At 62.2% G+C, this 24,673-nt stretch carries 28 protein-coding genes; 16 read left to right on the forward strand and 12 right to left on the reverse strand.

Annotated elements, in window-relative coordinates:
• Nucleotides 1-4: 4 nt before the first annotated feature.
• From HMCN_RS0111120 to HMCN_RS0111140, 4 genes are all read right to left on the reverse strand, one after another.
• Nucleotides 5-349: a hypothetical protein gene (locus HMCN_RS0111120; RefSeq protein ID WP_025917462.1), complete on the reverse strand. Its 345-nt coding sequence runs from the start codon at nt 347-349 to the stop codon at nt 5-7.
• 277 nt (nt 350-626) lie between these two features.
• A complete protein-coding gene (locus HMCN_RS0111130) occupies nt 627-1,478 on the reverse strand; it encodes a PA4780 family RIO1-like protein kinase (RefSeq protein WP_025917463.1) in 852 nt (283 codons plus the stop codon).
• Nucleotides 1,479-1,593: 115 nt separating this feature from the next.
• Nucleotides 1,594-4,032: a transglycosylase domain-containing protein gene (locus HMCN_RS0111135; protein ID WP_025917464.1), complete on the reverse strand. Its 2,439-nt coding sequence runs from the start codon at nt 4,030-4,032 to the stop codon at nt 1,594-1,596.
• A 148-nt stretch (nt 4,033-4,180) separates the two neighbouring features.
• Entirely contained in the window at nt 4,181-4,645 is a 465-nt protein-coding gene (locus HMCN_RS0111140) for a C40 family peptidase (protein ID WP_025917465.1), read from the reverse strand.
• Between the two features lie 272 nt (nt 4,646-4,917).
• Between HMCN_RS0111140 and HMCN_RS0111150 the strand changes: the two genes are divergently transcribed.
• The 9 genes from HMCN_RS0111150 (at nt 4,918) to HMCN_RS0111190 (ending at nt 11,838) form a co-directional block, all read left to right on the forward strand.
• Entirely contained in the window at nt 4,918-5,229 is a 312-nt protein-coding gene (locus HMCN_RS0111150) for a hypothetical protein (protein WP_025917467.1), read from the forward strand.
• A 148-nt stretch (nt 5,230-5,377) separates the two neighbouring features.
• Nucleotides 5,378-5,614 carry a DUF6139 family protein gene (locus HMCN_RS0111155; RefSeq protein WP_025917468.1) on the forward strand — a complete coding sequence of 79 codons (237 nt, stop codon included), beginning with the start codon at nt 5,378-5,380 and terminating at the stop codon, nt 5,612-5,614.
• Between the two features lie 466 nt (nt 5,615-6,080).
• A complete protein-coding gene (locus HMCN_RS0111160) occupies nt 6,081-7,484 on the forward strand; it encodes a bifunctional enoyl-CoA hydratase/phosphate acetyltransferase (RefSeq protein WP_035626763.1) in 1,404 nt (467 codons plus the stop codon).
• The gene (locus HMCN_RS0111165; RefSeq protein ID WP_025917470.1) at nt 7,481-8,683 is read left to right on the forward strand and encodes an acetate/propionate family kinase; all 1,203 of its coding nucleotides are present in this window, start codon (nt 7,481-7,483) and stop codon (nt 8,681-8,683) included. The genes HMCN_RS0111160 and HMCN_RS0111165 overlap by 4 nt, the downstream gene beginning before the upstream one ends.
• Before the next feature lie 100 nt (nt 8,684-8,783).
• Nucleotides 8,784-9,728 (forward strand): hydrogen peroxide-inducible genes activator, encoded by a 945-nt coding sequence (locus tag HMCN_RS0111170; protein ID WP_025917471.1) that lies wholly within the window; start codon nt 8,784-8,786, stop codon nt 9,726-9,728.
• Nucleotides 9,729-9,773: 45 nt separating this feature from the next.
• Entirely contained in the window at nt 9,774-10,640 is an 867-nt protein-coding gene (ubiA, locus tag HMCN_RS0111175) for a 4-hydroxybenzoate octaprenyltransferase (protein ID WP_025917472.1), read from the forward strand.
• 173 nt (nt 10,641-10,813) lie between these two features.
• Nucleotides 10,814-11,131: a YqjD family protein gene (locus HMCN_RS0111180; RefSeq protein ID WP_035626750.1), complete on the forward strand. Its 318-nt coding sequence runs from the start codon at nt 10,814-10,816 to the stop codon at nt 11,129-11,131.
• Nucleotides 11,132-11,518 (forward strand): phage holin family protein, encoded by a 387-nt coding sequence (locus tag HMCN_RS0111185; protein WP_025917474.1) that lies wholly within the window; start codon nt 11,132-11,134, stop codon nt 11,516-11,518.
• Entirely contained in the window at nt 11,515-11,838 is a 324-nt protein-coding gene (locus tag HMCN_RS0111190) for a YqjK family protein (protein ID WP_025917475.1), read from the forward strand. The genes HMCN_RS0111185 and HMCN_RS0111190 overlap by 4 nt, the downstream gene beginning before the upstream one ends.
• A 16-nt stretch (nt 11,839-11,854) precedes the next feature.
• On the opposite strand, the gene proC is transcribed toward HMCN_RS0111190, so the two are convergent.
• Both proC and HMCN_RS0111200 read right to left on the reverse strand, forming a co-directional pair.
• Nucleotides 11,855-12,667 (reverse strand): pyrroline-5-carboxylate reductase, encoded by an 813-nt coding sequence (gene proC / locus HMCN_RS0111195; RefSeq protein ID WP_238552111.1) that lies wholly within the window; start codon nt 12,665-12,667, stop codon nt 11,855-11,857.
• 1 nt (nt 12,668) lies between these two features.
• Nucleotides 12,669-13,382, reverse strand: coding sequence for a YggS family pyridoxal phosphate-dependent enzyme (locus HMCN_RS0111200; protein WP_025917477.1), 714 nt, complete (start codon nt 13,380-13,382; stop codon nt 12,669-12,671).
• Nucleotides 13,383-13,478: 96 nt separating this feature from the next.
• Between HMCN_RS0111200 and HMCN_RS0111205 the strand changes: the two genes are divergently transcribed.
• On the forward strand, nt 13,479-14,522 hold the full coding sequence (locus tag HMCN_RS0111205; RefSeq protein WP_025917478.1) for a type IV pilus twitching motility protein PilT: 1,044 nt from the start codon (nt 13,479-13,481) through the stop codon (nt 14,520-14,522).
• A 138-nt stretch (nt 14,523-14,660) separates the two neighbouring features.
• On the forward strand, nt 14,661-15,797 hold the full coding sequence (locus tag HMCN_RS0111210; RefSeq protein ID WP_025917479.1) for a PilT/PilU family type 4a pilus ATPase: 1,137 nt from the start codon (nt 14,661-14,663) through the stop codon (nt 15,795-15,797).
• 17 nt (nt 15,798-15,814) lie between these two features.
• Here HMCN_RS0111210 and HMCN_RS0111215 read toward each other — a convergent pair whose 3' ends face one another.
• The 5 genes from HMCN_RS0111215 to HMCN_RS0111235 are packed head-to-tail and all read right to left on the reverse strand — an operon-like array spanning nt 15,815 to nt 20,744.
• Nucleotides 15,815-16,540, reverse strand: coding sequence for an LrgB family protein (locus HMCN_RS0111215; protein ID WP_025917480.1), 726 nt, complete (start codon nt 16,538-16,540; stop codon nt 15,815-15,817).
• Entirely contained in the window at nt 16,537-16,869 is a 333-nt protein-coding gene (locus HMCN_RS0111220; protein WP_025917481.1) for a CidA/LrgA family protein, read from the reverse strand. Before HMCN_RS0111220 ends, HMCN_RS0111215 begins: the two co-directional genes overlap by 4 nt.
• Nucleotides 16,870-16,889: 20 nt before the next feature.
• On the reverse strand, nt 16,890-18,116 hold the full coding sequence (gene glcF, locus HMCN_RS0111225; RefSeq protein WP_025917482.1) for a glycolate oxidase subunit GlcF: 1,227 nt from the start codon (nt 18,114-18,116) through the stop codon (nt 16,890-16,892).
• A 23-nt stretch (nt 18,117-18,139) separates the two neighbouring features.
• The gene (glcE, locus tag HMCN_RS0111230; RefSeq protein WP_025917483.1) at nt 18,140-19,237 is read right to left on the reverse strand and encodes a glycolate oxidase subunit GlcE; all 1,098 of its coding nucleotides are present in this window, start codon (nt 19,235-19,237) and stop codon (nt 18,140-18,142) included.
• Nucleotides 19,238-19,256: 19 nt separating this feature from the next.
• Nucleotides 19,257-20,744: an FAD-linked oxidase C-terminal domain-containing protein gene (locus HMCN_RS0111235; RefSeq protein ID WP_025917484.1), complete on the reverse strand. Its 1,488-nt coding sequence runs from the start codon at nt 20,742-20,744 to the stop codon at nt 19,257-19,259.
• Nucleotides 20,745-20,794: 50 nt separating this feature from the next.
• Between HMCN_RS0111235 and HMCN_RS19295 the strand changes: the two genes are divergently transcribed.
• Nucleotides 20,795-21,073, forward strand: coding sequence for a hypothetical protein (locus tag HMCN_RS19295; protein ID WP_155837541.1), 279 nt, complete (start codon nt 20,795-20,797; stop codon nt 21,071-21,073).
• A 20-nt stretch (nt 21,074-21,093) separates the two neighbouring features.
• Here the strand turns inward: HMCN_RS19295 and HMCN_RS0111240 are convergent, their stop codons facing one another.
• A complete protein-coding gene (locus HMCN_RS0111240; RefSeq protein WP_035626754.1) occupies nt 21,094-21,996 on the reverse strand; it encodes a LysR substrate-binding domain-containing protein in 903 nt (300 codons plus the stop codon).
• Nucleotides 21,997-22,055: 59 nt separating this feature from the next.
• Here HMCN_RS0111240 and HMCN_RS19300 point away from each other — a divergent pair, with 59 nt between their 5' ends.
• From HMCN_RS19300 to HMCN_RS0111255, 4 genes are all read left to right on the forward strand, one after another.
• Nucleotides 22,056-22,331, forward strand: coding sequence for a hypothetical protein (locus HMCN_RS19300; protein ID WP_155837542.1), 276 nt, complete (start codon nt 22,056-22,058; stop codon nt 22,329-22,331).
• Nucleotides 22,307-22,864 carry a cob(I)yrinic acid a,c-diamide adenosyltransferase gene (locus HMCN_RS0111245; RefSeq protein ID WP_025917486.1) on the forward strand — a complete coding sequence of 186 codons (558 nt, stop codon included), beginning with the start codon at nt 22,307-22,309 and terminating at the stop codon, nt 22,862-22,864. Before HMCN_RS19300 ends, HMCN_RS0111245 begins: the two co-directional genes overlap by 25 nt.
• A 130-nt stretch (nt 22,865-22,994) precedes the next feature.
• Entirely contained in the window at nt 22,995-23,993 is a 999-nt protein-coding gene (locus HMCN_RS0111250) for an oxidoreductase (RefSeq protein WP_035626757.1), read from the forward strand.
• A gap of 156 nt (nt 23,994-24,149) precedes the next feature.
• Nucleotides 24,150-24,380 carry a hypothetical protein gene (locus HMCN_RS0111255; protein ID WP_025917488.1) on the forward strand — a complete coding sequence of 77 codons (231 nt, stop codon included), beginning with the start codon at nt 24,150-24,152 and terminating at the stop codon, nt 24,378-24,380.
• The last annotated feature ends 293 nt before the right edge of the window (nt 24,381-24,673 follow it).

Below are 24,673 nucleotides of genomic sequence, written 5' to 3' on the forward strand. Positions count from 1 at the left end.
TACCTCAGTCTTTTTTTGTAGCGTGCGCCTTGGCTTTGGCCTTGGTGGCCTTGCGGTGCGCCTTGGCTTTGCTGGCCTTGGCGTCGGCCTTGGCGTCGCTTACTTTTGCATCGGCTTTGGCAGTCGCTTCTTTTGCGTCCACTTTGGCTTCGGCTTTGGCTGCGCCTGCTTTTGCATCCGCCTTGGCGTCGGTTTTGGCTTCCTTGGCATCGGCTTTGACGACGGCCTTGGTTTCTTTTGCTGCCGCTTTCATGGTCTTGGCAGTCGGTGCGACTGGCGCGGCCGGAGCTTGAGCGAAAACAGAGGTGGCGAACAAGCCGGCGACCAGAGTAGCGAGTAATTTATTCATTTTTGATCCTGTAGGTTTTCAAAGTAAGCTCAGGCGATTCCTGAGGGCATGCGCTATAAACGTCGGGCAAAAGAATTGGGTTGACGCTTATTACAAGTGCTTACACCCTGAACACACAGTTACACCTTGATGAAAATCCGGCTAGCCGATGGCGATGATCAGGCCGGCGCCGAGGCCTTTCAGGTAGAACGGGAACATGCTGAAAATCCTGTATTGCGCTTGAAGCCGCCCTGCGCGAAGCGGTTCGGTCCTTAAAAAAACCGGAGCTGCCCGGCCGCTAGCCGGCCATTTCCTGCCGGTAGCGGATGCGCGCCTCTTCCTCCAGCCGCGCATCCTCGATCTCGTGCAGCACCGCACCGACATCGACCTTGCGGGTGTCCTGCTTGAAATAGCCGGTCAGCGGCAACTCGGGTGTCAGCAGGCCGGCCTGGTACAGCGCCCAGATTTCCTTGCCGTAGTGGGTGGCGTTCAGGGCCGGGGCGAACTGGCCGAAGTAGCTGCGCAGATTGTCGACGTCGCGCTCCAGCATGGCGCCGGCGTTGGTGTTGCCGGCCGCATCGACCGCCTGCGGCAGGTCGATGATGACCGGGCCGTCGGCATCGACCAGGATGTTGTATTCGGACAGGTCGCCGTGGATCACGCCGGCGCACAGCATCAGCACCACCTGCTGCAGCAGCAGCGCATGGTATTGCAGCGCCATCGCTTCGGTCATCTCGACATCGTTCAGGCGCGGCGCCGCATTGCCGTTAGCATCGGTCACCAGGTCCATCAGCAGCACGCCCTCGAAGCAGATGTACGGCTTGGGCACCTTGACGCCGGCGGCGGCGAGCCGGTACAGCGCATCGACTTCGGCGTTTTGCCAGACTTCTTCCTGCATCTTGCGGCCATAGCGGCTGCCCTTTTCCATCGCGCGCGCCTGCCGGCTGTTCTTGACCTTGCGCCCTTCCTGATAGACGGCGGCCTGCTTGAAGCTGCGCTGGCTGGCGTCCTTGTAGACTTTCGCGCAGCGGATCTCTTCGCCGCAGCGCACCACGTACACGGTGGCTTCCTTGCCGCTCATCAGCTGCCGCATGACGGCATCGATCAGGCCCTCCTGTAGCAACGGCTCGAGTCTTTTCGGGGTTTTCATGGATGCTCTGCGCTCATTTATTACTGGGTTATGTATCTTTAACTAGCGCAATTAAAATATGTGATAGCTGCACATTTTTCAGCATACCCCACTATTTTTAATTCACCATGGCGATTCACTGCGACGCCGGCAGGGTTTCCGGCAGCGGCTCGACAGCCGCCGGTGGAGTCGGCACATCGATGAAAGGCCGACCGGCGCTGTCCGTCTCCATGCGCGCATCCGGCCCGGACTGCGGCATCAACGCCGGTCCTTGCTCTGGTTGCAACGCGCGCAATTGATCGGCCCAATCCTCGGGCGCTGGCTCCGCTGCTGCCGGCGCGGCGGCCGGCGGCAATCTGCCGCCGGGGAAAAGCGCCCTGGCGTCAATTTTCCGCGCGTTCAATGCGCTGCGGAAGAAGTCGCCCACCACCAGCACCGCATTGTGGCCGCCCTGCCCCCAGTAATTGCTGCGCATGGTGACGCGGGCGTCGTTGAAACCGACCCAGGCGCCGGCCACCAGGTTCGGGTGCATCAGTATGAACCAGCCGTCGGTATTGTTTTGCGTGGTGCCGGTCTTGCCGGCGATGTCGGCGGCGATGCCGAAGCGCGACTTGACCGCCTGCCCGGTGCCCTGGTTGACCACGCCGCGCATCATGTCGATCAGTTCCACCGCCGATGCGCTTGACATCGCGCGCTGGCTCTTTGTATCGAAGCTAGCCAACACCTTGCCGTTGCGGTCGCTGATGCTTTTGATAAAGACCGGCTGGCGGTATTCGCCCTGGGCCGCAATGGTCGAATAGGCCGAGACCATTTCCAGCAAGGTCACCGGGCTGGTGCCCAGCGCCAGCGACGGCACTTGCGCCAGCTTGCTCTGCTTGATGCCGACCGCGCGCGCCAGCTTGACGATGGCGGGCAGGCCGACATCCTGCATGACCTGGGCGGTGATGGTGTTTTTCGAATAAATCAGGCCCTGGCGCAGCGTCATGGTTTTGCCGCTGGAACCCGACATGTCGGTCGGCCGCCAGACACTGCCGTCGGCGGCGCGGATATCGATCACGCTGTCCCGATATGGGCGATCCGGGCGCAAGCCTTTTTCCAGCGCGGCGCCGTAGACGATCGGCTTGAAGGTCGAGCCGGGCTGGCGCTCGGCCTGCGCGACATGGTCGAACTGGTCACGCTCGAAGTCGCGGCTGCCGACCCAGGCCCGCACTTCGCCGCTATTCGGGTCAAGCGCCACGAAGCCGGCTTCCAGCCGCGTCTTGGCGGCGCGCAGCCGGGCGATGAAACTGCGGTCCGCCTGCAGTTTTTTGAAAGCATCGGCAGCACTGGCGCCGGCTTCCAGCGCCTTTTTGTATTCGGCCGATTCCCGGATCAGGCTGTCTTGCAGCGCGCCATGAGTGTCCCAGAAATAACGGAACGGCTCGACCCGCTGGCGCATGCCGGCATACGCTGCAGTCGAGGTCGACATCACGCTCGCCCCGCTGTGCGCCCATTCGACATCGGCGATGTTTTGCAGCGCATTCGCCTGCCGTTCGACGGCGCGCAGCGCTGCCTGCTGCAGGCCGGCATCGAGCGTGGTATGGACGATCAGGCCGTCGAGCTGCAGGTCGTAATCGTTCTGATCGGCCCACTCGATCAGCCACTTGCGCACATGGGCGGTGAAATGGGTTTCGGCAGTGTCGGATTGTTCGTACTGGCGGTGGAAACGCACCCGCAACGGTTTTTTCAGCAGCGACTGGTATTGCGCATCGCGCAGGTTTCCCTGCTTGTGCATTTGTGCCAGCACCACGTTGCGCCGCTCCAGCGCACGCTCCGGGTTGAGCACCGGATTGTAGTATTGGGTGCCTTTCAGCATGCCGACCAGGGTTGCGCTTTCCAGCACATTCAGTTGCGCCGCCGACTTGTCGAAATAGGTGCGCGCCGCCATTTCGATGCCGAACGCGTTGTACAGGAACGGCACCGTGTTCAGATAGGTTTCGAGGATCTGGTCCTTGCTGTAGGCGCGCTCGATCTTGAAGGCGGTAACTGCCTCCTTGAGCTTGCGGCTGACGCTGCGCGAACGGCCGATTTCCTCCGGGAACAGATTGCGCGCCAATTGCTGGGTAATGGTCGAACCGCCTTGGGCATCGCCGCCCACCGTATGCAGGATCGCACCGGCGGTGCGCCGGAAATCGATCCCGTGATGCTGGTAAAAGCGCCGGTCCTCGGTCGCGATCAAAGCCTGGATAACAAAAGGGGAAACCTGCGCCAGCCGGATGCGTTCCTGCTGGCGCTGGCTGAAGTTGGCCAGCTCCACGCCGTCGGCTGACAGGATCGTGCTCGCCTGCGCGGTGCGCGCCTGCTGCAGATCCTTGATGCCGGGCGTGGTCGGGATCAGCACCAGCACGTACAGCAACAGCAGCGCGAAAAGCGCCGCGCCGGCCAGTCCCAGCAGCAGCACGCCGCGGCGCAGCGGCGGCTGGCGCAGCAGATAAGCACGCAAACGCGCATACCGGAGCATGCCAGCGTTACGCCATTGCGGCACGCGCGCACGCAGCAGATCCAGCGTGCGCGGCAGGATTTTTTTTTTCGCCACGGTCGAACCTATCGGGTTTTTTCTGGAAAATCGGATGTGCCGGGAGCGCATGCAACAAAAACGGGCGCAGACAGCGCGCACCCCGGGCAGGTGGGACGAAGCATACACCAGAGCCCGGCAGCGCTGCGGCGCCGCTACCGGCTTCCCGTTAATCGAAATAATTGCGCGCCATCTCGAAGCGTTGCGCGTAGTAGCGGTTGTCGAGCCGGTCGATGCGTACTTTGCCGTTGGTCGATGGCGCATGGACAAAGCGGCCGTCGCCGATGTAGATGCCAACGTGCGAAAACGGCCGGTTCAGGGTATTGAAGAATATCAGGTCGCCCGGACGCACGCCGGAGCGCTCGATTTCCCGCCCGCGCCGTGCTATATCAGCCGCGCTGCCGCTGACGTTCAAACCGGCGGCCTGGCGATAGACGTACGACACCATGCCGCTGCAATCGAGCCCGGCCTGCGGATTCTTGCCGCCGAAACGGTAGCCGGTATCGATCAGGCCCAGCGCATAGATCGCGACCTCGTTGCCTTTGTCGCTGGCCGCCGGGCGCTCCGGGCGCTGCAGCGCGCCGCAGCCCGCCAGCAGCAGCGTCAGGCAGAAGAAAAAAGTGTTCAGCCGCATGATTTTCATATGGCAAGTATAGCCGGCAACCGGCGTGCGGCGCCTGTTCCGGGTTTATTGCGCAGAGCATGGCGCCGGATCAAATGCGCGCCGCTCGACGCTTGATGCCGCTTAATATTGCTGCGGTTTTTTTGCCCGATGCTGATAGCAGCTTGAAGGTATTCCGACAGGTGCGCCGACGCCATTTCCCGACGTTGCAACACTGCTGACGATAACGGACTTGCGGCGCTCCTGCAGGAATATCGCGCATCAAGGATTGCCGAAATAAAAAAATGCAACTGGAATACACGGAAACTGAACGTGTCATGTACGACCAGAACCGCTTGCTGGACGCCGTTTTGCAGAAAATGCAGTGGGAAAGCGATGCCACGCTGGCCCGGAAACTCAAGGTGCATGTGAATGTGATGCGCCGGATCCGATCCGGGGCCGTTCCGCTCGGGGCGTCGATGCTGATCTGGATGCAGGAAGCTACTGGCCTGAGCGTCGATGAATTGCGCCAGTTGATGGGCGACCGGCGCGCCAGATTACGCTTAAGTTGCAGTTACGGCCGGTTTGGCCCCATCATGGACCCGGCCCGCTTGTAATCCGGGCATACTGCTCGCCCTGCGAAGCGGTGGCAGCTTGCAAGAGGAGAATCCGGCACGCGGCATGTGCGTGCGGATCGATCCGCACGCATTTTGCCGCTATAGCAAGGTCGAAAATTTCCTGCCAACAAGGTCGATAGGAGCAAACATGAAGGTGGATATATACAAACGGATCGAAAGCCCGAACCTGACTTCATACCTGGCGGTGCCGCAGGGCAAGCCGCTGCCGGCGGAAGCCACCAACACCGATTGGCAGGCCGATGAACGCAATATCGACCTGGAAGAAGATACCGGCCCGCTGTTCGACCTCGAGCTGGCCGATGCCCTGGCGCAGATCGGGGAGAAAGGCTACGCGATCACGCACTTGAAGGGCCGGCAGCCGTAGCGCCCCGCCGCATGCGGAATACATCGCCATGTATTCCGCATGCCACAGTATTCCTATGGGATCGTTCGGTTTATCGAACATACTCCTGCCAAACCGGCCCAATCCCGGCAGAAACAGGCTGTGTGCGCGCATCCTGTCGGACAGAATGCCTGACTTGCCGCACTCCAGGAAACACCGGCTACGCGCGGGACTGGGAGTCGGTTCAGGCAGCGGCGAATCGGCACGCAAGCGCCGTTGAGGAGGCAGTGCTTACGGGAAATGCGGGCTGAAATGGCCACCGCCGCAAGCGCTCTGAGCGGAGCTATATACTAACCATTGTATTTTTTAAGTCCACGTATGAAATTGCGAAAACAGCGGTATATTTGCACATACCCCTTATATATCGATTAACGCTCAAACACGCGTCGCTCTCTCCGGCAGGCACTGCCCTGATGCGCAAACCACGACCAACCTCGACGAGATGCAGATGACCGAAAACACTCCCGAGAACGCGCCAGACACCATCGAGAACGTCACTTACGACGAAATCGCGATCGGCCAAACCGCGCGCCAGACGCACCTCCTGAGCAAGGAAGAGATCGCCGCTTTTGCCGCAGCTTCGGGCGATGCCGATGACGATGACGCCGACCCGACCCTGTCGCATGGCGTCAGCGCGCACGGGATGTGGGGCGCGGCGCTGATTTCCAGGCTGCTCGGCACCCGCTTGCCCGGCCCCGGCACGATTTATCTGGAACAAACGTTGCGCTTTCTGAAACCGGTGCGGCTTGGCGACACGCTGCGCGTCACCGCCACCGTGATCGCGAAAGACGACCGGCAAAAACAGGTCCGGCTCGACTGCCGGATCAAGAACCAGACCGGCGCGCTGGTACTGTCCGGCGTCGCCACCGTGATCGCCCCGACCGAAAAGCTCAGGCAGCCGCGGGCCTGGATCCCGCAGTTGCACCCGCTTCATCCGCAGCCCCGCTTCGACGCGCTGTTCGACCGCGTGCGGAGCCTGGCGGCGGTGCGCTGCGCGGTGGTGCATCCGTGCGACGCCGAATCGCTGAAGGGCGCGCTGGACGCCGCCCGGCAGGGATTGATCGTCCCGGTGCTGATCGGCCCGGTTGCCAAGCTGCAGGCGGTTGCCGCCGGCGCCGGCCTGGCGCTGGACGGCATCGAGATCGTCGATGTGCCGCACAGCCACGCCGCCGCCGAGCGCGCGGCCGCCATGGCCGCTGCCGGCACGGTCGAAATCCTGATGAAGGGCAGCCTGCACACCGACGAGATGATGCAGGCCATCGTCGCCACGCCGGCGCTGCGCACCAAGCGGCAGCTGTCGCATGTGTTCCGTTTCGAGGTGCCGATGTACGACAAGGTGCTGCTGATCTCGGACGCCGCATTGAATATCCAGCCGACCCTGCTGGAAAAAGCCGACATCGTGCAAAACGCGATCGATCTGGCGCACGCGCTCGGCATCGCGCAGCCGAAGGTGGCGATCCTGTCGGCGCTCGAAACCGTGACGCCGAAAATCGCCTCCACCATCGACGCCGCCGCGCTGTGCAAGATGGCCGACCGCGGCCAGATCACCGGCGCGCTGCTGGACGGCCCGCTGGCTTTCGACAACGCGATCTCGAGCGCCTCGGCCCGCATCAAGGGCATCACATCCGAGGTCGCCGGCCATGCCGACATCCTGATCGTGCCCGACCTCGAATCCGGCAACATGCTGGCCAAGCAGCTCGAATACCTGGCCGGCGCCGACACCTGCGGCGTGGTGCTGGGCGCGACGCTGCCGATCGCGCTGACCAGCCGCGCCGACGATGCCGGCTCGCGGGCGGCGTCGGCCGCGCTGGCGCTGCTGCTGGCGCACCGCTACCGACTGGAGCGCCCATGAAAACCGCTCACAACGCAATCCTGGCAGTCAATGCCGGTTCTTCATCGCTGAAATTCGCGCTGTATCCGCAGCATGACCACGCGGTCGATGCCGCATCCCTTACCGGCATCGTCGAAGGGCTGCAGCCGGGCGGCACGCCGCGCATCTGCGTGCGCGACGGCAGCGGGGAAACGCAGCGGCTGCTGCCGCCGGCCGCCGGCGACGGCTTCGACCAGGCACTGGCCGCCTTGCAGGCGGCGCTGGACGAATACGCCGGCAGCACCACGCTGGCCGCCATCGCCCACCGCATCGTGCACGGCGGCGAGCGTTACGCCGCCTCGATCGTGCTCGACGCCGCCGCGCTCGACTACCTGGCCAGCCTGGCGACGCTGGCGCCGCTGCACCAGCCACACAATCTGGCCGGGGTCGCGGCGTTCCGGCGCGCCTACCCGGCGCTGCCGCAGGTCGGCTGTTTCGACACCGGATTCCACGCCACCATTCCGGTCGTGGAGCAACTGTTCGCATTGCCGCAGGCGTTGCGCGCGGCCGGCATCCGGCGTTACGGCTTCCACGGCTTGTCGTACCGCTACGTCGCCGGCCGCCTGACCGAACGCAGCGCACACGCCGGCGGCAAAGCCCTGCTCGCCCATTTGGGCAACGGCGCCAGCGCCTGCGCCATGCTGGATGGCAAAAGCATCGCCACCAGCATGGGTTTCTCGACCCTCGACGGCCTGATGATGGGCACCCGCAGCGGCACGCTCGACCCCGGCGTGCTGCTCTACCTGATGCGGCAAGGTTGGGACCTGGAACGCATCGAGCGCACGCTGTACCGCGAATCGGGCTTGTGCGGCGTCTCCGGCATCTCGGCCGACATGCGCGCCTTGCGCGCCAGCGACCAGCCGGACGCCGCGCTGGCTATCGCGCTGTTTACCCACCGGCTGGTCAAGGAATGCGGCGCGCTCGCCGCTTGTCTGTGCGGCCTGGATCTGCTCGCCTTCACCGGCGGCATCGGCGAGCATGATGCGGCATTGCGCCAGGCCAGCTGCGAACGCCTGCAACACTTGGGTGTGGCGATCGACGCCGGGCGCAATCGGGCTGCAACCGGCAGCCAGATGCTGCCGATCCATGCGCCAGGCAGCCGGGCCGAAATATGGGTGGTGCCGACCGACGAAGGCCGGATCGCGGCCGGCGATGCTGCCCGGCTATGCCGGCCTTACTAATGATGCGGCACGATGAAGTCTTGACTTCATCGTGCTGCATCAATAAGAATCAGTATGGAGGGTGCCGGCGCCCGCCGGCGGACTGTGCGAAGATATCGGCATGACACTGACAGAACTCAAATACATCGTCGCCGTTGCCCGCGAAAAGCACTTCGGCCATGCGGCGGAAGCCTGTTTCGTCGCGCAGCCGACCCTTTCGGTCGCCATCAAGAAACTCGAAGATGAACTGGGTGTGGTGATTTTCGAGCGCGGCGGTGCTGAAATCTCGGTCACGCCGCTGGGCGGGCAAATCGTCACGCAGGCCGAACTGGTGCTGGAACAAACCGCCGCCATCAAGGAAATCGCCAAGCAGAACAAGGACCCGCTGAGCGGCCCGTTACGCCTCGGCGTGATCTACACCATCGCGCCGTATCTGCTGCCGCAACTGGTCGGCACCATGATCGAACAGGTGCCGCAAATGCCGCTGGTGCTGCAAGAAAATTTCACGGTGCGGCTGATCGAACTGCTGCGCCAGGGCGAACTGGACGCCGCCATCATGGCGCTGCCGGTTCCGGACCACGGCCTGATGGTGCAGCCGCTGTACGACGAACCGTTCGTGGTGGCGCTGCCGAAACACCACCGCTGGGCCGGGCGCAGCAGCATCACGGCAGAAGAACTGAAGTCCGAAACCATGCTACTGCTGGGCAACGGCCACTGCTTCCGCGATCAGGTGCTGGAAGTCTGCCCGGAGATGTCGCGCTATTCAAGTTCCGGCGGCGGCATCGCCCGCACCTTCGAAGGTTCGTCGCTGGAAACCATCCGCCACATGGTGGCTTCCGGCATCGGCATTACCGTGCTGCCGAGGGCCTCAGTGCCATACATGGATGCCAACAACGGCATGCTGCGCTTCATCCCGTTCGCGGCGCCGGAACCATCGCGCCGGGTGGTGATCGCCTGGCGCAAAAGTTTCACCCGCAGCCCCGCGATCGAAGCGGTACGGCAGGCGGTGCTGCGCTGCAGCCTGCCGGGGGTGGCGATGATCGACGAAGCGGCGCTGCAGCAATAAAATAGCGCCGCTGCTGCACAACTTTTCTTTGCATTGAACCTAAACATGACTACTCTCACCGCACGTCTGCCCCTGTATTTCCGTCTGGTCCGGCTCGACAAGCCGATCGGCATCCTGCTATTGCTGTGGCCGACCCTGATTGCGCTCTGGCTGGCCAGCGACGGCCATCCGGACTGGAAGCTGCTGCTGATTTTCACGCTGGGAACCGCGCTGATGCGCTCGGCCGGCTGCGCGATCAACGACTATGCGGACCGCGATTTCGACCGCCACGTCAAGCGCACGGTCGAGCGGCCGCTGACTGCCGGCAAGATCAAGGCATGGGAAGCGCTGCTGGTGGCCGCAGCGCTGGCGCTGGTTTCCTTCGCGCTGATCCTGCCGCTGAATCCGCTGACCAAGCAATTGTCGGTGGCGGCACTGCTGATCGCCGCCAGCTACCCGTACTTCAAGCGTTTTTTCGCGATCCCGCAAGCCTACCTGGGCATCGCCTTCGGCTTCGGCATTCCGATGGGATTCGCCGCGGTGCAGGCGACGGTGCCGGCCGCCGCATGGTGGCTGCTGCTGGCCAACGTGTTCTGGGCGGTCGCCTACGACACCGAATACGCGATGGTGGACCGCGACGACGACCTGAAGATCGGCATCCGGACCTCGGCCATCACCTTCGGCCGCTTCGACGTGGCTGCAGTGATGCTGTGCTACGCAGCAACCCTGCTCATCTTTCTGGCGGTCGGCTGGCAAGCCGGCCTGCGCGGCTGGTTCATCGCCGGCCTGCTCGGCGCGGCCGGCTGCGCGGCCTATCACTACACGCTGATCCGGGAGCGCGACCGGATGCGCTGCTTCGCCGCCTTCCGTCACAACAACTGGATGGGCGCGCTGATGTTTGCCGGCGTGGCGCTCGATTATGCGCTGCTTTAATCCCTGACAATCCCTGACGCCGGCCCTTGACACCCGATTCCGCCTATACTGACAGCGGCAGATAAAATACCCGGAAGGCCGTTTCCGCCAACCCGTTTTGATATGGGACAAGACAAGCCGGCAGACCTTCAGTAGAATCGTTTCGGATCCACTCAACTTTGACAAGGTGCCTCATGAATATCAATGAAATCAGTACTGAAGGTCGCGACAGGATAATGGGCGAGCTGAAAAGCGTCATCAAGGATGCTGAAGAAATGATGAAAAACACCGAGCAGCAGACCGGCGAAGGATTCAAGAACGCCCGGGCAAAATTTGAATCGACGCTGCGTAACGCAAAGACCGAACTGGTTCATCTGGAAGAAACCATCGTCGAAAGAGCCAAGGATGCGATGCACACCACCGACGAATACGTCAAGGATCACCCGTGGAAATCGGTCGGCCTGGGCGCCTGCGTCGGACTGATCGTCGGCTTGCTGATCGGCCGCAAATAAGTGGCAATTGTTGAATCGGTGTCCCGGCTGACCGGGACGCTGATCGGCCTGCTGCAAACGCGGCTGGAACTGGCCACGGTCGAACTGGAAGAAGAAGCCCTGCGCTTCTTCTCCTATCTGCTGTTTACGCTGATCGCGCTGTTCTGCCTCGGCATGACGGTCTTGCTGGGCGCACTGCTGATCGTCGTGATCTTCTGGGATACGCACCGGATTACGGTACTGGTCGCGCTGATTGCCACCTTCGGCTTGAGCAGCATCCTGATCGGCTTGGGCGTACGCAGCCGCTATCGCAACAAACCCAAAATGCTGTCCGACACACTGTCGGAACTGGGCAAGGATATCGAATGCCTCAATCCAGACCAGCGCAGCGACAGGGCCACGCCATGAATTCCTCCGCGCTGGAACGGCTGGCCAGCCGCCGGGCCGCATTGATCGCCCGCAGCACCACGCAGCGCGATGCACTGTCGCTGCAAAGCCAGCCGATCGCGCACGCGATCTCAACCCTGGATCAGGGTTGGGTGCTGCTGCAACAGGTCAGGAGCAACCCGCTCGCAATGGCCGGCTTGCTGCTCGGAGTGGCCATCATCAAGCCGCGTCGCCTGCTGGTGCTGGCCCGCACCAGCCTGCTGGCGTGGCAGGCATTGCGCACCGTCGCACCCTTGCTGCACGAACGCGTGCTGCGCTACCGGAACAAAACCGGCGCTTAATTCCCGCGCATCCGGTTTAATCGCGCCCCATTTCCTCGCCCAGCTCGCGGCCCCGGACGGCTGCCGCCTTCACTGCCGCGACGATGCGGTCCTTGACGCCGCTGGCTTCCATGCTGGTCAGCGCTGCATAGGTGGTGCCGCCTTTTGAGGTAACGCGCTCGCGCAATACGGCCACCGGCTCAGTCGATTGCGCAGCCAATTGCGCAGCACCGGTAAAGGTGGCAAGCGCCAGCTGCTGTCCTTGCACGGCGCTCAAACCCAGTTCCTGCGCGGCCTGCTGCACCGCCTCGATGAAATAAAACACATAGGCCGGACCGCTGCCAGACACTGCGGTGACGGCGTCGATCTGCGCCTCGTCCTCCAGCCAGACAGTGCTGCCGACCGCCTGCATGATGCTGTTGGCGGCAGCGCGCTGCGCCGGCGATACGCCCGGCAGCGCGACCATGCCGGTAATGCCCTGACCGATCAGGGCCGGCGTATTCGGCATGCAGCGCACGATCGCCGCATGGCCGCCCAGCCAGCGCGACAAATCCGGGGCCCGGATGCCGGCGGCAATCGTCAACACCAGTTGGGTCGAGACCTGGGGCAGCAGATGCAGCGCCACTTCCCGCATCTGCTGCGGCTTGACTGCCAGCACGATCACGTCCGAGTGCGCCACCCTGGCGTCGATCTGTCCACAAGTGGTGACGCCGAACTGCTGCACCAGTTTTTCCAGACTGGCGGGATTCGGATCGACCACATGGATGTCGGCTGCAGCAGTAAACTTGCCGGCCAGGCCGCTGATTAAGGCGGTAGCCATGTTGCCGCCGCCGATAAAGCTGATTTTCATGTTATTTCTCATAGTTTCGTTGACCAAAAATTGCCGACCCGACGCGCACGATGGTGGCGCCCTCGGCGACGGCTGCTGCCATGTCGGCCGACATCCCCATCGACAGCGTATCGAGCGTGCAGCCCTGTGCGTTCAGGCTTTCAAACAATTGCCGCAAGCGGCGAAACGACTGCCGCTGCAGCTCAAAATCGGCCGTCGGCTCCGGAATTGCCATCAGGCCGCGCAGGCGCAGGCGCGGCATGGCCGCCACCGCTTGCGCCAATGCCGCGACGTCTGCCGGCGCGACGCCGCTTTTGCTGGCCTCGCCGCTGATGTTGACCTGCAGGCAGATGTTCAGCGGCGCCAGTTGCTGCGGGCGCTGCCCGGACAGGCGGCTGGCGATCTTTTCGCGCTCCACCGTATGCACCCAGTCGAAATGCTCGGCGATCGGCCGGGTCTTGTTGCTCTGGATCGGACCGATGAAATGCCATTCGGGCGACGGCAACCGCTCCGGCAGCAAGGCGGCAGCCACCGCGGCCATCTTGTCGAGCGCTTCCTGCAGATAGTTCTCGCCGAACGCCGCCTGTCCTGCATGGATCGCTTCCAGCACTGCGTCCGCGCCAAAGGTCTTCGACACCGCCAGTAACTGGATGCTGTCGGGATGGCGCGACGCAGCCTGCGCCGCTTGCGCAATGGCAGCGTGAACGGCTTGCAAGTTTTGGGGGATTCTGGACATAATCAATTTTCTGTAAGCGATGCTCGGTAGAAACTGCCGGGTTGACCGTTGCAACACTCACTCATTATTGCAAGCCAAGGAATCAAGGGATTATAAATGGACATTTCCGAACTGCTTGCATTCTCGGTCAAGAACAATGCATCCGACTTGCATCTTTCAGCCGGGATGCCGCCGATGATCCGCGTGCATGGCGATGTGCGGCGGATCAATCTGCCGGCAATGGAGCACTCCGAAGTACACAACATGCTGTACGACATCATGAACGATGGCCAGCGCAAAAGCTACGAAGACCATCTCGAATGCGATTTTTCGTTCGAGATACCGGGCCTGGCCCGGTTCCGGGTCAATGTCTTCAATCAGGGGCGCGGCGCGGCTGCGGTGCTGCGCACGATCCCCTCCAAAGTGCTGTCGCTGGAACAACTCAATGCGCCAAAGATATTCACCGAACTGGCCATGAAAGCGCGCGGACTGGTGCTGGTGACCGGGCCGACCGGCTCCGGCAAATCGACCACGCTGGCGGCCATGGTCAACCATGTCAACGAACACGAGTACGCGCACATCCTGACGGTCGAAGACCCGATCGAATTCGTACACGACTCGAAGAAATGCCTGATCAACCAGCGCGAAGTCAACACCCATACGCACTCGTTCAGCAATGCGCTGCGCTCGGCGTTGCGCGAAGATCCGGACGTGATTCTGGTCGGCGAGTTGCGCGACCTGGAAACCATCCGGCTGGCCCTGACCGCAGCCGAAACCGGCCATCTGGTGTTCGGTACGCTGCACACCTCGTCGGCGGCCAAGACCATCGACCGGATCGTCGACGTGTTCCCGGCGGAAGAAAAAGAAATGGTGCGCTCGATGCTGTCGGAATCGCTGCAGGCGGTGATTTCGCAAACGCTGCTGAAAACCAAGGACGGCGCCGGCCGGGTCGCCGCGCATGAAATCATGCTCGGCACGCCGGCGATCCGCAACCTGATCCGCGAAGGCAAGGTAGCGCAAATGTATTCGGCGATCCAGACCGGCAACAATATCGGCATGCAGACGCTGGACCACAACCTGACCGAACTGGTGCGGCGCAACGCAATCTCCCTCGGGACCGCCCGCGCAGCGGCAAAATCCCCGGAAAACTTTCCCGGATAATCCTGAGATAACCCGCTAGCGGCCATGACGAAATACCATCAAAACGCATGGCCGCCCCTCTCCCCCAACCCCTCTCCCGCATGCGGGTGAGGGGAGCGAAGTGAGTCGCCATGCGACTTTCATGTTAAAGGTAACGCCATGGAACGCGAACAAGCCACCAAATTCATGCACGAACTGCTGCGCTTAATGGTCAGCAAGAACGGCTCCGACTTGTTCATCACTGCCGATTTTCCACCGGCATTCAAGATCGACGGCAAGATTCTGCCGGCTTCAAATCAAGCACTCACCGCTGCTCACACGGTCGAGCTGGCGCACGCCATCATGAGCGACAAGCAGGCCGCATCGTTCGAAGCCACCAAGGAATGCAATTTTGCCATCAGTCCTGGCAACCTCGGCCGCTTCCGGGTTTCGGCCTTCGTGCAGCAAGGCCATGTCGGCATGGTGTTGCGCACCATCACGTCCAAGATTCCGAAATTTGAAGAACTGGGCTTGCCGGCAAGCCTGAAGGAAGTCGCGATGGCCCAGCGCGGCCTGGTGATTCTGGTTGGCGGCACCGGATCGGGCAAATCCACCAGCCTGGCAGCAATGATCGGGCATCGCAACGAAAACAGCTACGGCCATATCATCACCATCGAGGACCCGGTCGAATACGTCCATCCGCACAAGAATTGCATCGTCACCCAGCGCGATGTCGGCCTCGACACCGAAAGCTGGGGCGTGGCGCTGAAAAACGCGCTGCGCCAGGCGCCGAACGTGATCCAGATCGGCGAAATCCGCGACCGCGAAACGATGGATTTCGCCATCGCCTTCGCCGAGACCGGCCATCTGTGCCTGGCCACCCTGCATGCGAACAATGCCAACCAGGCGCTCGACCGGATCATCAACTTTTTCCCGGAAGAGCGCCGCCACCAGTTATTGATGGATCTGTCGCTGAACCTGAAAGCGATTGTCTCGCAGCGGCTGATACCGCTGCGCGATACCAAGGGGCGCTGCATCGCAGTAGAAATCATGCTCAATTCGCCGCTGATCGCCGAGCATATTTTCAAGGGTCATGTGCAGGAAATCAAGGAAGTGATGAAACGCTCGAACGAAGCCGGCATGAAGACCTTCGATCAGGCGCTGTTCGACCTGTACGAGGCGGGCACGATTTCATACGAAAATGCGTTGCGCTTTGCCGATTCGGTCAACGATCTGCGGCTGGCGATCAAGCTCGAAAGCAAGGATGCCAAAGGCCGCGACCTGCATGCGGGCACCGAGCACATGGGGATTGTCTGACAGCCGGGCAAGCCAGCCTACAAGAACCCCAGCAACTTCAGCGCCAGCGGCAAAAACAGCGCGGTCAACAGCCCAGATAGCCCCATTGCGAGCCCGGCAAAAGCGCCCATTTGCTCGCTGACCTGGAACGCCCTTGCGGTGCCGATGCCGTGCGCGGTGACGCCGAGCGCGAAGCCGCAGGTGCTGGCGTCGGTGATCTTCATCAGGTTCAGGATGCTGCGCGCCATGACGGCGCCAAGCACGCCGGTTACCATCACCAGCACGGCGGTGAGCGACGGCAGGCCGCCGATTTTTTCCGCAATTCCCATGGCGATCGCCATCGTCACCGATTTCGGCGCAATCGAAAGAATGGTTGCCGGCGACGCGCCCAGCAATTTGGCAACGCCCATTGCAGTGGCGATGGCCGCCGCCGAGCCGACTATCGCCCCTACCAGCAAGGCAAGCCAGTCGCGCCTGAGTTTCGCCATCTGCTGATAGAGCGGAATCGCCAGCGCCACCGTCACCGGCCCCAGCAGGAAATGCACGAACTGGGCACCGTCAAAATAGGTTTTGTAAGAGGTGCCAGTCAAAGTCAGCACCAGCACGATCAATGCCACCGCGATCGCTACCGGATTGGCCAGCGGACTGAATCCGGCGCGGGCATAAATCGCAAACGCAAGCTGATAGGCCAGCAGGGTCGCGGTCAGCCACAGCAGCGGCGACGCCGCCAGATAAACCCAGATTTCTCCCAGTTTCGGTGTCATTTCTGCAAACCCTTGACCACTGCGGCCGTAACCACGATCGACACCACGGTGGACGCCAGCAGCGCCGCGGCAATCGGCAGCCACTCGGTTGCGACCCGCTGAAAATGCACCATGATGCCCACGCCGGCCGGCACGAACAGCAACGACAGGTGGCGCAGCAGCGCCAGCGAGGTCGGTGCCAGCTTTTCAATCGCATCGTCTTTCAGCAACAGATACACGAACAGCAGCACCATGCCGATCACCGGCCCCGGCACCGGCAGCGCCAATGCATAGGCCAGCCCCTCTCCTATGGTTTGAAAAATCAGCAGGGTAGCAAAGGTATTGATCATGCTAATGCTCCCGTATCGGTTCAGTTGCGCAATGCGCTATCGATCAGTTCGATCCAGTGCCGCACCGGAGTCGCGGTGCCCGACTGCAGGTGCGTGATGCAGCCGATATTGGCCGACACGATCAACTCCGGCGCGGTGGCCTGCAGATTGGCGAGCTTGTTGTCGCGCAATTGGTACGACAGCGCCGGCTGCAGCACCGAATAGGTGCCGGCCGAGCCGCAACACAGGTGGCTGTCGGCGCACAGCCGGACATCGACGCCGGCCGCGCGCAGCACGCCTTCGACCTTGCCGCGGATCTGCTGGCCGTGCTGCAGCGTGCAGGGCGGATGATAGGCGACCCGCTTATTGATCTTGCCGCTCAGTTTCTGCAGCAGCTCGGCCTCGAACTCGGGCAGGATTTCGCTGAGGTCCCGGGTCAGGGCCGAAATCCGCTGCGCCTTCGCAGCGTAGGCGGGATCGGCCGCCAGCAAATGGCCGTAGTCCTTGACCGTCACGCCGCAGCCGGAAGCCGTCATCACGATCGCTTCCACGCCGGCCTCTACCAGCGGCCACCAGGCGTCGATGTTGCGCCGCATGTCGTCCAGGCCGCCGGCCTGGTCGTTCAGGTGGTAGCGGATCGCGCCGCAGCAGCCGGCCTTTGGCGCCACCACCAGCTGCACCCCGAGCGCGTCGAACACACGGGCGGCGGCGGCGTTGATGTTGGGCGACATCGCCGGTTGCACGCAACCGTCGAGCAGCATCATCTTGCGCGCATGCACAGCAGTAGGCCAGCGCCCGGCCGGGTGCGCCAGCGGCACCTTGTTTTGCAGCGCCTGCGGCAGCAGCGGCCGCAACAGCTGGCCGGTCTTCATCGCCGGTGTAAATAACCAGCGGCGCGGCAACAGTTCTTTCAGCGCGGTGCGCAGCAAGCGTTGCGACAAGGGACGCGGCACCTGGTCGTCGACGATCTTGCGCCCGATGTCGACCAGGCGGCCGTATTGCACCCCCGACGGGCAGGTGGTTTCGCAATTGCGGCAGGTCAGGCAACGGTCCAGGTGCGACTGCGTCTTGGCGCTGACCTGCTTGCCTTCCAGCACCTGCTTCATCAGATAGATGCGGCCGCGCGGCCCGTCCAGCTCGTCGCCCAGCAACTGGTAGGTCGGACAGGTCGCGGTGCAGAAACCGCAATGGACGCACTTGCGCAAAATCGCATCGGCTTCCTGGCCTTCGCGCGTGTTTTTAATGAAGTCAGCGAGATTGGTTTGCATGATGGTCCGTCAAGTCACTGCTGTTACAGATGCCCGAACATCCGGCCCGGATTGAAGATCGCGTCCGGGTCGAACGCACTTTTCAGGTTGCGATGTATCTGGTCGATCGCCGGCGCCAGCGGCTGGAACACGCCGAGCGCCTTGTCGCCGCCCCGGAACAGCGTCGCGTGGCCGCCGGCCCGGACCGCCGCCGCGCGCACCGTCGCTGCCGTGCTTGCGCTGGCATCGGTCTTGAGCCAGCGCTGGGCGCCGCCCCACTCGATCAATTGACCGTAGTCCTCCAGCAGCGGCGGACTCACGCCCGGCACCGACAGGCGCCACAAGGCCGCTTGTTTTTGGTCGACACCGGAATCGGTATCGGCAAAAAAATCCGCGCTCTGTTCGCGCAAGGCGTTCCAGAAACGCTCGGCATCCTTGTCCGCCACCGGCTCGCCGCCCAGCTTGTGCTGCGCCGCCGACACCGCCGCCCGTGCGCCCGACAGGCGCAGCGTCAGCACGCCGTCATGCCAGGCGCTGGCGGAAATCGGCAGCGGCTGACCGGCCCAGGCATTGAGCCGGGCAATCGCCTGCGCCTGATCCAGCCCGAAGCGCAGGGTGGTTTCGGCGAATGGCTGCGGCAACACCTTGAGCGACACTTGTAGAATCAGGCCCAGCGTTCCCATCGATCCGGCCAGCAGCCGCGAGACATCGTAGCCGGCCACGTTCTTCATCACCTGGCCGCCGAAACGCAAGACTTCGCCGCGGCCGTCCAGCAGCACCGCACCCAGCGCAAAGTCGCGCACTGCGCCGGCCGCCGCACGACGCGGACCGGACAGGCCGCTGGCGAACACGCCGCCGATGGTGGCGCCGGGGCCGAAGTGCGGCGGCTCGAACGCCAGCATCTGGTTCTCGGCCGCCAGCGCCGCCTCGATTTCCGCCAGAGGCGTGCCGCAGCGCGCGGTGATCACCAGTTCGGTCGGGTCGTACCCGAGGATGCCGGAATAGGCACGGGTATCGAGCACTGCGCCGGCCACTGCCTGACCGTACCAATCCTTGCTGCCGCCGCCGCGAATCCGCAGCGCGGTCTTGCCGGAGGCGGCGTCCTGCACCTGCTGTATGAAATGCTGCAACACGTGTTCCATCATCGGCCCAATCGATTGGTTAAAAACGCGGCAAATCCGCAAACTTCATCTGGCCGCCGGAAACCCGCATCTTGCCGAATTCGGCGCAGCGCTGCAGGGTCGGAATCGCCTTGTCGGGATTGAGCAGGAGGGCCGGATCGAAGGCGCGCTTGACGGCGATGAAGGCGGCGATTTCGAGCGCGGAAAACTGCACGCACATCGAGCCGATCTTCTCGATGCCGACCCCATGCTCGCCGGTAATGGTGCCGCCGACTTCGACGCACAGCGCCAGGATTTCTTCGCCGAACCGTTCGGCGCGGTCGAATTCGCCTTCCCGGTTGGCATCGAACAAGATCAGCGGATGCAGGTTGCCGTCGCCGGCATGGAACACATTGGCGCAGCGCAAGCCGTACTTGATTTCCATCTGCGCGATGCCGAGCAGGACCCGGGCCAGGTGCTTGCGCGGGATGGTGCCGTCCATGCAATAGTAGTCGGGCGAAATGCGGCCGGCGGCCGGAAACGCATTCTTGCGGCCGGACCAGAACTTCTGCCGTTCGGCCTCGTTTTGCGACACCGTGATGGCAGTGGCGCCGCACTCCCGCAGCACCGCGCTCATGCGCGCGATGTCTTCCTCCACCTCTTCGATGGTGCCGTCCGACTCACACAACAGAATCGCCGCAGCGTCGATGTCGTAACCGGCCTGGACGAACGGCTCCACCATGCGGGTCGATGTCTGGTCCATCATTTCCAGTCCGGCCGGGATCACGCCGGCGGCGATCACGCTGGCGACTGCGTTGCCGCAGCGCACCACATCGTCGAACGACGCCATGATCACGCGCGCGGTGTGCGGCTTCGGGATCAGTTTCACCGTCACTTCGGTGACCACGCCGAGCATCCCTTCCGAGCCGATGAAGACCGCCAGCAAATCCAGCCCGGACGCATCCAGCGCGCCGCCGCCGAATTCGACGATGTCGCCGTCGATGGTCACCGCCCGCACCCGCATCACGTTGTGTACGGTCAGGCCGTACTTCAGGCAGTGCACGCCGCCGGAATTTTCGGCCACGTTGCCGCCGATGGTGCAGGCGATCTGCGACGACGGATCGGGCGCGTAATACAAGCCATGCTGCGCGGCGGCATCCGAGATCGCCAGGTTGCGCACCCCCGGCTGCACCACCGCGGTGCGCGCCGCCGGGTCGAGCGCGACGATGCGGTTGAGCTTGACCAGCGACAGCACCACGCCGTCGGCGATCGGCATCGCGCCGCCGGACAGTCCGGTGCCGGCGCCGCGCGGCACGATCGGCACCTCTAAGGCGCGGCAGGTTTGCATGATCGCCACCACCTGCGCCTCGTTTTGCGGCAGCAGCACCACCATCGGCAGGCGGCGATACGCTGCCAGCCCGTCGCATTCGTAGGGCCGGGTATCTTCCTCGTTAAAGAGTATGCAGTCGGCCGGCAGCAGCGCGCGCAAGGCGGCTACCACCTCACGTTGCCGTTCCGGCGTAAAGGTCGATTCTGTTGGCGCATTCATGGGCGATTCCTGGTACAGGGGATACGTGTAGACACCTTAGCCGCTATTTTTTGATTGGAATAACAGCGATACGCAAACCATCATTTACTTTTTATGATGGAATACAGAAATGCATTGCAGGTGCGATTGTGCCAAAAAACGTTTTTTCCGGGCGTGAAATATTTTCACGCCCAGTTTCGCCTGGCGCACGCAAAAATAGTGCGGGTGCAACCCGCGCTATTCGTTCAGGCACACTGCACAGCGTGCGCCAGCCCTGCTTTATTGAAAGCAATACCGTGAGTATTAATTCATACTGCCATGAATATATGCGAAAAAAGCATCATTTATAAGCATACACATCCAAGTATCATTATTTGAGATTCTTGAGATTGGCCATCAACCAGCTTATGAAAGTCGCCACTTCAGGGCGCTCCAGCACCTGTTGCTCATAGACCAGGTAATACGCGTGTGGCGGGGAGTCCAGGCAGACGTCGAAAATCTGCACCACTTCGCCGGCCGCGATCGCCTTCTGGGCGAAATGCTTGCGCGTGAGCGCCACGCCGTTGCCGTGCCGGGCCGCCTCCAGCAGCAAGCCCAGGTCATCGACCCGAAAGCCGGTGGTCGGCTCCGGCCAATCCAGCCCGGCCGCTTCGAACCAGGGTTGCCACGGCTCCAGCGGCGAACGCAGCAGGGTCGCCCGCTTCAGGTCGGCCGGTTCGGCGAGGCCGCCGATCTGTTCCAGATAGCGCGGGCTGGCAACCGCGAACACCGGCTCATCAAACAGTTTTTCCGCTACCTGGTTCTGATACTCGCCGGTGCCGAAACGCACCTCCAGATCGGTTTCGGACAAGAACAGGTCGTACAGCGGCACCGACAGAAATGCTTCCAGAATGATTCCCGGATGCTGACGCGTGAAATCGGCCAGATGCGGGATCAGAAAGCAGCGGGTAAAGGTCGGCGGCACCGTGATCTTGACTCTGGGCTGGGAAATGGGCGTCTTGCGCGGCAGCGGGAAGTCGGTCAGGGTGCGCAGTGCCGAGCGCACCACATCCAGATAGCGGCGGCCGAATTCGGACAGGCTCACAGTGCGGCCGTCGCGGTTGAACAGGCGCTCGCCGGTGTAGTCTTCCAGCAGCCGGATGCGATGCGACAGCGCCGACGGCGTAATGCACAATTCCTCGGCGGCGACCGCAAACGAATTATGCCGCGCGGCGGCCTCAAAGGCCGACAATGCATGCACCGGTGGAAGTCGGGTTAGTGCGCGGGTTGCCATGTAATGATTTTTCCAGGACTCATGATGTTTGGGGGGCCAGCGCATGCTGGATCGTTACTATGCCTCTGCCGCATCGGGGCATGACGATGGGTCGCGGCCATGATGCGCACTCCGCCTGCACCGGCGAAAAACGCGCGCCGACACAAAAGCTGCCGGCAACGGAGCCGTTCGATGCATTTCGCTCTCCATTGAATAACCCTGATTTTACTCCGCAGCGCCGCCCCTGCATATTTGAAGCATTAAGCCCGGCACCGGAAGGCACGAAATTGTGTATTCTTGGAATCCTTCTCCATCAACTGAAATCGACATCATGGGCAACCGACTTTCCAAGATAGCAACCCGTACCGGCGACGGCGGCAGCACCGGGCTGGGCGACGGCAGCCGCATCGGCAAGGACAGCCTGCGCATTGGCGTGATAGGCGATGTGGACGAACTCAACTCGCAACTCGGCGTGTTGCTGTGCGAAGCGCTGCCGGACGCCTTGCGCGAGGAATTGCTGTCGATCCAGCATGACTTGTTCGACCTCGGCGGCGAACTCTGCATCCCCGGTTACACGATGATCACCGAAGCACAAGTCGCCCGGCTCGACCAGCTGCTGGCGAAATACAACGCCGACCTGACCCCGCTGCGCGACTTCATCCTGCCCGGCGGCTCGCGTGCCGCCGCGCTGGCGCACGTCTGCCGCACCGTCTGCCGCCGCGCCGAGCGCGGCATCGTCACGCTGGGCAAGACCGAGCCGCTCAACGACGCGCCGCGCCAATACATGAACCGCCTGTCCGACCTGCTGTTCGTACTGTCGCGGGTGCTGAACCGCTTTGCCGGCGGCAGCGACGTGATCTGGGAAAAGGAACGCGACCGGACTGTCTGAGGATAGACAAGCAGCGCGGGCCGCCGCGGTCGGCACTTCGCCGGCACGTATTTCGATGCCGTCCTTCCGCTGACTCGAAAAGCGTGATACTTTTTTCACCTAGTTGACCGGTCACAGATAGGAGCATCCAATGATTCAATCGCCTTTCACCGCCTTTCTCATCGACAAGGCGGGCGACACCGTTTGCGGCGAGCTCACCCAGCTTACGGCAGAGCAGCTCGACCCAGGCGAAATCACGATCCGCGTGCACTACTCGAGCATCAACTACAAGGATGCCCTTGCGGCAACCGGGGCCGGCAAGGTCATTCGCCGGTTCCCTTGCATCGGTGGCATTGACATGTCGGGTGAAGTGGTTGGGAGCACCGACGCGCGGTTTCGCCCTGGGGATAAAGTGATCGCCACGAGTTTTGACATTGGCGTGTCACACCATGGCGGTTACGCGCAATTCGCGCGCATACCAGCGAAGTGGGTTGTACCGCTGCCTGCCGGACTGACCCTGTTCGAAGCAATGGCCCTCGGCACGGCCGGCTTCACCGCGGCGCTGGGCATCGTCCGGATGGAGGACAACGGACTCGCGCCGGCCAACGGACCGGTTATCGTCACGGGTGCGACCGGCGGCGTCGGCGCACTGGCCATCGACATGCTGGCACGGCTCGGTTACGAGGTGGTCGCGCTCACCGGCAAGGCAACGGAGCAGGAATACCTGCGCGGACTCGGAGCGTCGGACGTCAAGCTCACGTCCACCATCGATCACGAGAAGGTGCGGCCGCTGGAGGCGGGGCAGTGGGCGGGTGCAGTCGACAACGTCGGCGGACCGATCCTGCATTGGGTGCTGGCAACAATGAAGCAGGCGGGCACGGTCGCCAGCATCGGCAACGCAGCGAGCATCAAGCTGGACACCACGGTGTTCCCGTTCATCCTGCGCGGCGTTAGCCTGCTGGGCGTGGACTCCGGGTACATGGGCTTTCCTACGCGCCAGCGGGTGTGGGATCGACTGGCGTCCGATCTCAAGCCGCGCCATCTCCACCAGATCACCCGAACGATCGGACTGGACGCGCTGCCGTCCGCATTCGACGATTTTCTGCACGGGCGCGCCAAGGGCCGCACGGTGGTAAAGGTCATCGACTAAATGCGCAAGTGTGCTGGCGCTGATGCCGGATTGACACGGAAGCTGTTATGACTCAGAGGATGTTAACGGAGCTTGGTTGATTGCTGTCAAATAACGCATCATTATTTCCCCAGATAATTAATTAACAAATTAAAACATTAATAAAGGGAGAATTCTGTGTGCGTCTTTATTATTGGAAAGGTCGTTGAGACCGATGCCGGAATTTATGAATTCGCCGACCTTGATCTGGCCGAAAAATTCATTAACTGCCTGATTGACACGGACGAAATTTCTGCCTGCAAGCAGGTGCCCGCGGTCAACACAAGCGCAAAACCCGACAATACTTTTTTTAACCGTTGGGCCAAGGTGTTTAATATCCCCAAAAAGATACCAAGTCGCGGAACCTGAGGTGCGGATGCCGCTGTTTACTTTAGCCCTGACAATGCATTTCTACACGGTCCGGGCATTCTCTGCTGCGCAATAGAAGCACGCGGACCGTTGTCAACATGAATACATGTGTCACCCGATTTTGCGGTGGATTCCGCCGCACCAATGCATGAACCGCCGGTCCGGCCGGATCGTTTGAACAGCTCGGAGCCGCGCAATATACACCGGCGTGTAACATGCAACACCGCAATAATCACATGCTGCAGATTGCGTTTTTTACGTATACTCCTATTATAAACTAAAAAAGACGACCG

Source organism: Herminiimonas sp. CN (genome assembly GCF_000622895.1).
Classification (GTDB): Bacteria; Pseudomonadota; Gammaproteobacteria; order Burkholderiales; family Burkholderiaceae_D; genus AVCC01.